This window comes from Nonomuraea recticatena, from assembly GCF_039533245.1.
Classification (GTDB): Bacteria; Actinomycetota; Actinomycetes; order Streptosporangiales; family Streptosporangiaceae; genus Nonomuraea; species Nonomuraea roseola.
The window spans coordinates 1-5,623 of the sequence record NZ_BAAATE010000087.1 but is presented as its reverse complement, the minus strand read 5'-3'; the positions used below and the strand labels follow the sequence as shown (position 1 = coordinate 5,623).

11 protein-coding genes are annotated in these 5,623 nt (G+C 69.8%); 8 read left to right on the top strand and 3 right to left on the bottom strand.

The genetic code is table 11. The annotated features are described in order from the left end of the window. The 3 genes from ABFX50_RS50250 to ABFX50_RS50240 all read right to left on the bottom strand — a co-directional run. Positions 1–769: IS3 family transposase (locus tag ABFX50_RS50250; protein ID WP_346158331.1), on the bottom strand; the 769-nt coding region annotated here is incomplete at its 3' end. Then, the gene (locus ABFX50_RS50245; RefSeq protein WP_346158328.1) at positions 766–1,071 is read right to left on the bottom strand and encodes a transposase; all 306 of its coding nucleotides are present in this window, start codon (positions 1,069–1,071) and stop codon (positions 766–768) included. The genes ABFX50_RS50245 and ABFX50_RS50250, both read right to left, overlap by 4 nt. A gap of 1,015 nt (positions 1,072–2,086) precedes the next feature. Then, positions 2,087–2,551 carry a hypothetical protein gene (locus ABFX50_RS50240; RefSeq protein WP_346158327.1) on the bottom strand — a complete coding sequence of 155 codons (465 nt, stop codon included), beginning with the start codon at positions 2,549–2,551 and terminating at the stop codon, positions 2,087–2,089. A 465-nt stretch (positions 2,552–3,016) separates the two neighbouring features. On the opposite strand from ABFX50_RS50240, the gene ABFX50_RS50235 reads away from it, so the two are divergent. From ABFX50_RS50235 to ABFX50_RS50200, 8 genes are all read left to right on the top strand, one after another. Next, positions 3,017–3,274 carry a hypothetical protein gene (locus ABFX50_RS50235; protein ID WP_346158325.1) on the top strand — a complete coding sequence of 86 codons (258 nt, stop codon included), beginning with the start codon at positions 3,017–3,019 and terminating at the stop codon, positions 3,272–3,274. 69 nt (positions 3,275–3,343) lie between these two features. After that, positions 3,344–3,643: a hypothetical protein gene (locus ABFX50_RS50230; protein ID WP_346158324.1), complete on the top strand. Its 300-nt coding sequence runs from the start codon at positions 3,344–3,346 to the stop codon at positions 3,641–3,643. 139 nt (positions 3,644–3,782) lie between these two features. Next, entirely contained in the window at positions 3,783–4,322 is a 540-nt protein-coding gene (locus ABFX50_RS50225; RefSeq protein ID WP_346158322.1) for a hypothetical protein, read from the top strand. Next, complete coding sequence (locus ABFX50_RS50220) at positions 4,319–4,498, top strand: hypothetical protein (protein ID WP_346158320.1); 180 nt, start codon at positions 4,319–4,321, stop codon at positions 4,496–4,498. The genes ABFX50_RS50225 and ABFX50_RS50220 overlap by 4 nt, the downstream gene beginning before the upstream one ends. Positions 4,499–4,561: 63 nt before the next feature. Continuing rightward, positions 4,562–4,801, top strand: coding sequence for a hypothetical protein (locus ABFX50_RS50215; protein ID WP_346158319.1), 240 nt, complete (start codon positions 4,562–4,564; stop codon positions 4,799–4,801). Continuing rightward, entirely contained in the window at positions 4,798–4,977 is a 180-nt protein-coding gene (locus ABFX50_RS50210) for a hypothetical protein (RefSeq protein WP_346158316.1), read from the top strand. The genes ABFX50_RS50215 and ABFX50_RS50210 overlap by 4 nt, the downstream gene beginning before the upstream one ends. After that, positions 4,974–5,438, top strand: coding sequence for a hypothetical protein (locus tag ABFX50_RS50205; RefSeq protein WP_346158314.1), 465 nt, complete (start codon positions 4,974–4,976; stop codon positions 5,436–5,438). The genes ABFX50_RS50210 and ABFX50_RS50205 overlap by 4 nt, the downstream gene beginning before the upstream one ends. Continuing rightward, positions 5,435–5,623 (top strand): hypothetical protein (locus ABFX50_RS50200; protein WP_346158311.1); only part of this gene is annotated, 189 nt, incomplete at its 3' end. The genes ABFX50_RS50205 and ABFX50_RS50200, both read left to right, overlap by 4 nt.

Here is a 5,623-nt window from a genome sequence, read left to right as displayed (position 1 = left end):
TGCGGGCGGCAGCCCGGCTCGGCCAGGCACGCCCGGCCAGCAGCTCACCCTTCAACGTCGCGAAGAACGACTCGGCCAGAGCGTTGTCCCAGCACTGGCCGGTGCGACCGACCGACAGGCGGACGCCCAGCCGCTCGGCCAGCTGGGCGTAGCCGGCGCTGGTGTACTGACAGCCACGATCCGAATGGAAAATCACCGACCCGGTGGGACGGCGACGCGAGCATGCCATCTGCAGCGCCTCGACCACCAGCTCAGTGCGCAGGTGGTCGGCGGTAGCCCAGCCGACCACCCGGCGTGAAGCGATGTCGATCACGGTCGCCAGATACAACCAGCCTTCATCGGTCGGGATGTAGGTAATGTCGCCGCACCAGCGAGTATCGACCGCGGCCGCGTCCGGCTCGAAGTCCCGGCCGATCAGATCGGGCCGAACTGCGGCACCAGGATCGGCGATCGTGGTCACCAGGCGGCGGCGCCGATGACGGCCTCGCAGCCCGGCCTCGCGCATCAACCGGGCCACCCGCCGTCGCCCGCACCGCTCACCCTCGCCCCGCAAGACCGCGTGAATGCGAGGGGCGCCGTAGGTGCCACGCGAGTGGCGGTGCACTTGAGTGATGCGCTCGCCCAGCTCCCTGTCGCGCGCCGCGCGAGGACCGGGCACGGCCTGGCGGCGCGCGTAAAAGGCGGCACGGGAGACTCCCAGCAGCTCACACGCCCGTTTGACGTTGTGGCCGCCCTGCTTTTCCGCCTCGATGAACGGGTGAACGCTCACCGGGTCTCCTTCGCGAAGAAAGCCGTCGCTCGCTTGAGGACGTCGACGTCCTCACGCAGTCGGCGGTTCTCCCGCCGCAGCGCCGCCAGCTCCTCCCGCTCGCTGCTGGTCAGCCCGTCCCGCCGGCCGCTATCGACCTCGGCCTGGCGGACCCAGTCACGCACCGCGGTCTCGGTCAGATCGAAGTCCTTGGCCACCTGACCGATCGAGCGATCACCGCGCTGGCACAGCTCGACGATCTCGGCCTTGAACTCCGGCGTGAACGAGCGGCGAGGACGCTTCTTCTTCCCCATGCTCTCCATGATGGACATCCTTCCGGGGACGAACCCCTGATCTCAGATGTCCGTCAAACCGGATCAAGCCCAGCTTGGTGACACGTTTCTTGCCGATACCCCGAGTTGCCGAATTGTTCTTATGGGGATCAAGAGCCGCCGGCGACGTCTCGGCGCGGTCGGCGGGCCGGGGCGGATCGACGGCCGGGCTGCGGCTCTCCGGCCGGTCCCGGCCGCCGCCCACCCCGGCCCGCCGACCACACAAGGAGCACCAGCCAATCTCAAGATCGTCTCTCTAGCGCCAAAATCCGGTCCGATCCTCCCCGGAGGCCGTGTCGACAGACCTTCGTCTGTCGACACTTCGCCGAACGAACACGAAGCCGCAGGTCGGCCTCGTCGGGAACCCGTGTTGAGAATCAACGTCGGTGAACGGTCGGGCCCATGGCTAACCGACTCCGAGATCTTCAGCAGATGGCGGCCGGTGGTTCGATCCTTACCAGTGGGCCCAGTAGCGCCGCGAGCCGCTCCCGGGGGGGCGAATCCCAAGCGCCGCTCTTTGCTCAACCGTGACAAGGGGACACTTTAGTTCTGATTCCCCATATCTGTAGGGTAGAAATTGCGGCACAGAATCCCAGTGGAGAGGGAATGTCATGAACGATCTGGCTTGCGTCACCGGCCTCGCGCCGGGTGTGTCCTGGTACCTGCCCGCCGTCCAGTGGGGGTAGGGCTGGCAGCGAAGAAGGGCTCCCGTCGGTGAGGCGGGAGCCCTTCTGTCTGTCCGGGCCCGACCGCATTTCGGCCCCGGACTTCCCCCTGGTGACACGACCGCCCACGGTGTTGCCGGGCGATGTGTGTCGCGTGCCGCCCAGAGGCGTTCAGCCCCTGCAGCATCTGAACGGGCGGTGCGACCCCTGAAGGGTAGCGGCCGCCGGCCGCCGCCGGTGGCGAAACGGGCCGCCTACCCCGGCTGACGACCGATGCGGAGACCATTAGAGCTCGATGCCGCACGGCATTGTCGTCCGACGGCCTACAGGGTGGGTGCGGCTCAGGCCGCCAGCTGGGCGCGAACGACCCCGCCGCACGCCGAGCGAGTGGCCAGCAACGACAGGAGCCGGCCGAACGACATCTCCCCCCGCTTCCACGGCAGCGCGGGCCCCGCCATCACCAGCGCCTGCCCCTGCTCCAGCACCTCGCCGCACCAGTCGGACGGATCGGTGACGGTGATGTCGCCGACGAGCGCCAGGTCGCCGCCGTCCGGCCACGGCATGCGCACCTCGACCTCGCGCCCGGCGCCGATGACCATCCGCCAGCGGTCGTCCTGTGCCATGTACAGCTCCATCGAGGCCTGCCCGCCGCCGACCGTGACGGCGATCGGCGGCAGCCCCATATGGATCAGCGCCGCGAACAGCTGGTCGGTCGTCGTGTCGCCCACCTCGGGCGAGACGTACAGCAGCGGCGGGACGCCCGGCATGCCGGGCAGGAGTGCCTGCGCGTCGATCACGTCGGTCATAGCGCCCGATTCTGCCCCGCCGGGAGGCCGCGCGCCCTGCGGCCGCGCATATGCAGGTGTTTCTGTCACTCGCAGCATCTATCGTTCACATAGCGAGTGACAATCGTGATTGTCCCCGGATGGGAGGACTGACGAGATGCTGATCCCCTGCCCGTTCCCGAACTGCGAATGCCCGCACCTCGGCTGCGAAGACGGCTGGATCAACCGCGTCGGATCAGACGGGAGCGACTTCGTGCAGCCCTGCCGCGGCTGCCGCCCTGAAGTGGCCGCACACCTCCGTATGGCGCCCGGCTCCGGCGCCCAGGTCCGGGCTGGCCTGCGGCATCTGCCGCGGCCCTCCCGCACGCCCGAGAAGTCGAAGAAGTCGCGCCGCTCTGCCTAGCTATATGGAAACACTTGCAACAGTCCCCATCCAACTGTACGGTGAAAATTGCATCCAGCTCACGGAAAGGACACGTTGCGATCATGGTTCCCGAGGTTGACGAAAGCTCCATCGGCGTGGACGACGCCGCTCACACCCTGTTCGCCGTCGGTCGGGAGGGAGGTTGGCCGGCAAGCACGTTCCGGACCAAGCTGCTCGAGGCCATGGTGACGGCCGACGTCATCGGCCTCGACCGCATCGCCGCCGGGTTCCCCGGCCTGGTGGCCGCCTACCGGCTGGCGAAGTCTGGCGACGAAGGACAGGCGCGGCTTCGCAAGCTGATCTCCGAAAGCGAAGCCTGATGCCCCAGTACGGGTCATGGGCGACAACGCCGAGCAGGTCGCGCTTCTTCGACCAGGAGGAAAGCGCCCATGTATGACGGCTCACGACGCGAGTACCGGGGCCCCGATTCCTACAAGGCGGCCGCCTCCGGCCTCGACAACACCCGCGCGGCGCTGGGCAAGGCCCTCCGCCAGGGCGACAGCCCCGAAGCGCAGCTGATCGCCTTCAACGAGGCCGGTGTGCTGGCCCTGCTCGCGATCGGCGACGCCATCCAGGCCGTCACCGCGGCGATCGTCGACACCGGCACTCTCGGCAAGGGGCAATTCAGCCCGCACTGGGCTGAAGTCATCACTCCCGAAAGGGCCCAGCCCGCCGACGACGACTGGTGACCAGCACCAGCTGACCGGCCTTCCCTCGATGCCGGGCGATGTCCGCGCCCGCCGCCCGGCACCACCCCAGCAGCGTCTCCCCGCTGCTGCGCCTGGCGAAAGCCCGCCGAGAACCTCACAGCGAACGGAGAACATCCCGATGACCACCTCCGCTGGCGCGCCCGATTGCGGCCGCTGCCACGACACCGGCCGCTACACATGGACCGGCATCCCGCGCCTGGACATCACGCCGGAGCTGCTGCACCAGATGGCCGCCGTGTACGGCGACCACCAGCAGGGCGCCACCGAGGACGCGGCGATGCGGGCCGGGCTTGCCGCCGTCCTCGAACTCGCCCTCAAGCCCGCCACCGTCGAGCACCTGTGCACGTGCAAGCGCGGCCACCAGGCCGCCGCCGGACAGCAGGAGCAGGAGGAGCAGCCGAAGCAGGTCGTTCCCGGCCTCGACGCCGACGTCGCGCTGCGCCAGCTGATGCCGGTCGCTCGCGCCCTGTACTGCTCCTTCGAGAGCCACCAGCTGCCCGCTGACACGCCCTACCGGGTGCAGCGGCAGGCGACGTATGAGGAGCGGGTCGGCTTCATGCTGGCGGGCGTCGACCCGAAGGTCGTCGAGACGCTGGCGGCCGTATGGCGTCAGGAGCAGGAGCGGTACGCCGCGTTCGCCGCAGGCGCTGCCCGATGAAGCCGCTGGGGCTGCTGTTCGTCTCCCTGGGGCTCGTCGTAGCGGCCGTATCCGTGTTCGAGCTCGCGCAGCCCGCCCCGCACGAGGCCGCCCTGCTGTTCCTGCTGGCCGGGCTGACGCTCGTCGTGTTCGGCGTGCTGGCCATCCGGGACGAGAAGCCGGGAGCCGGCCGATGACGAGCAGGTCGGGGCGGCCGCAGCGGCCGCCCGGGCGATCAACCCCCAAGGAAGCGAGACGAGATGAACGCCACTGAGGCGAACCGCGTGATCGTGCTGCTGTGGCGCCTGATCGCCCCCCACACGACCTCGACCGAGCAGGCAGCGTACTCCGTCGAGTACCTCGTCGAGCGGGCCCGAAAGGCTCTGCCCGAGATCACCCTCGACCCCAAGCAGGCTCGGGCGATGTTCGAGGCGTTGGCCGCGGGTCAGCAGGACGACACCTGCATCTGCGTCTGCAGCAACCATGGCGCCGGCCAATGACGCGGCCGCTGTGGCTGCTGATCGCGGCTGCGGGGCTCATCGCCGTCTCAGCGTCGGTCGTCGCCCTGGTGTGGGCTCCCGGCGAGGACGCGGTCCGCTGCCTGCTGCTCAGCGGGATCATCACCGCCTTCGGCTGTGCCCGCGCCTCGGAGGAGGGAAGCGGTGGTGAGCCATGACCGATCCCGCCACATGGCAGGTGTGCCCAGGCGACGACAACCCGCTCGAGGTGGACGAGGGCCGCTGGCAGATCTGCGGCTGGCCTGCCCCCGCTGGCGAGGCAGGCGTGGTTCAGCCTGACGTCCTGGTCGACGTCATCGGCGTGCCGAACGGCCGCCTCGTCGCCGACCTCATCGTCGCCTCCGTGCAGGCCATCGCCACGGCTGCCCGCCGCTCCGGCGTCGAGGTCGCCGCCGTGCCCGGCGGATGGGAGCACGCCCCCGACTGCGCCGCCTGCGTCGACGTCGGCCTGGTGCCCGTCCTGCTCCTCAAGAGGGCGTGGACGCCGTGCCGCTGCAGACGCGGTCGACGGCTCCTGGAACTCCACGTGGCCGCCCTGACCGGCGGCGACCATCCCGACGGCGACGCCGCGACCGGCGCGGCGGACCGCCCCGACCCTCCGAATCGAGGACGATCGTGAAACCCCAGTACATCGGCGTGATCGCCGTGCTCGTCGCCACGCTGCTCGTCGCCTGGTCATGCGGATGGCTCCCCGCGATCGCGGGCGACCCCACCACCCAGCCTGCCGCCGGCGTCCAGGCGGCCGAGGTCGTCGCCTGCGAGGAGCCGGTCCCGCCCGGTCACGGCGTCGCCGCCTGCGCCGAC

What these genes read in the sequence shown, in the direction of transcription:
- ABFX50_RS50245 (WP_346158328.1), bottom strand. Translation starts at nt 1,071, where the DNA reads ATGGAGAGCATGGGGAAGAAGAAGCGTCCTCGCCGCTCGTTCACGCCG.
- ABFX50_RS50240 (WP_346158327.1), bottom strand. Translation starts at nt 2,551, where the DNA reads ATGACCGACGTGATCGACGCGCAGGCACTCCTGCCCGGCATGCCGGGC.
- ABFX50_RS50235 (WP_346158325.1), top strand. Translation starts at nt 3,017, where the DNA reads ATGGTTCCCGAGGTTGACGAAAGCTCCATCGGCGTGGACGACGCCGCT.
- ABFX50_RS50230 (WP_346158324.1), top strand. Translation starts at nt 3,344, where the DNA reads ATGTATGACGGCTCACGACGCGAGTACCGGGGCCCCGATTCCTACAAG.
- ABFX50_RS50225 (WP_346158322.1), top strand. Translation starts at nt 3,783, where the DNA reads ATGACCACCTCCGCTGGCGCGCCCGATTGCGGCCGCTGCCACGACACC.
- ABFX50_RS50220 (WP_346158320.1), top strand. Translation starts at nt 4,319, where the DNA reads ATGAAGCCGCTGGGGCTGCTGTTCGTCTCCCTGGGGCTCGTCGTAGCG.
- ABFX50_RS50215 (WP_346158319.1), top strand. Translation starts at nt 4,562, where the DNA reads ATGAACGCCACTGAGGCGAACCGCGTGATCGTGCTGCTGTGGCGCCTG.
- ABFX50_RS50210 (WP_346158316.1), top strand. Translation starts at nt 4,798, where the DNA reads ATGACGCGGCCGCTGTGGCTGCTGATCGCGGCTGCGGGGCTCATCGCC.
- ABFX50_RS50205 (WP_346158314.1), top strand. Translation starts at nt 4,974, where the DNA reads ATGACCGATCCCGCCACATGGCAGGTGTGCCCAGGCGACGACAACCCG.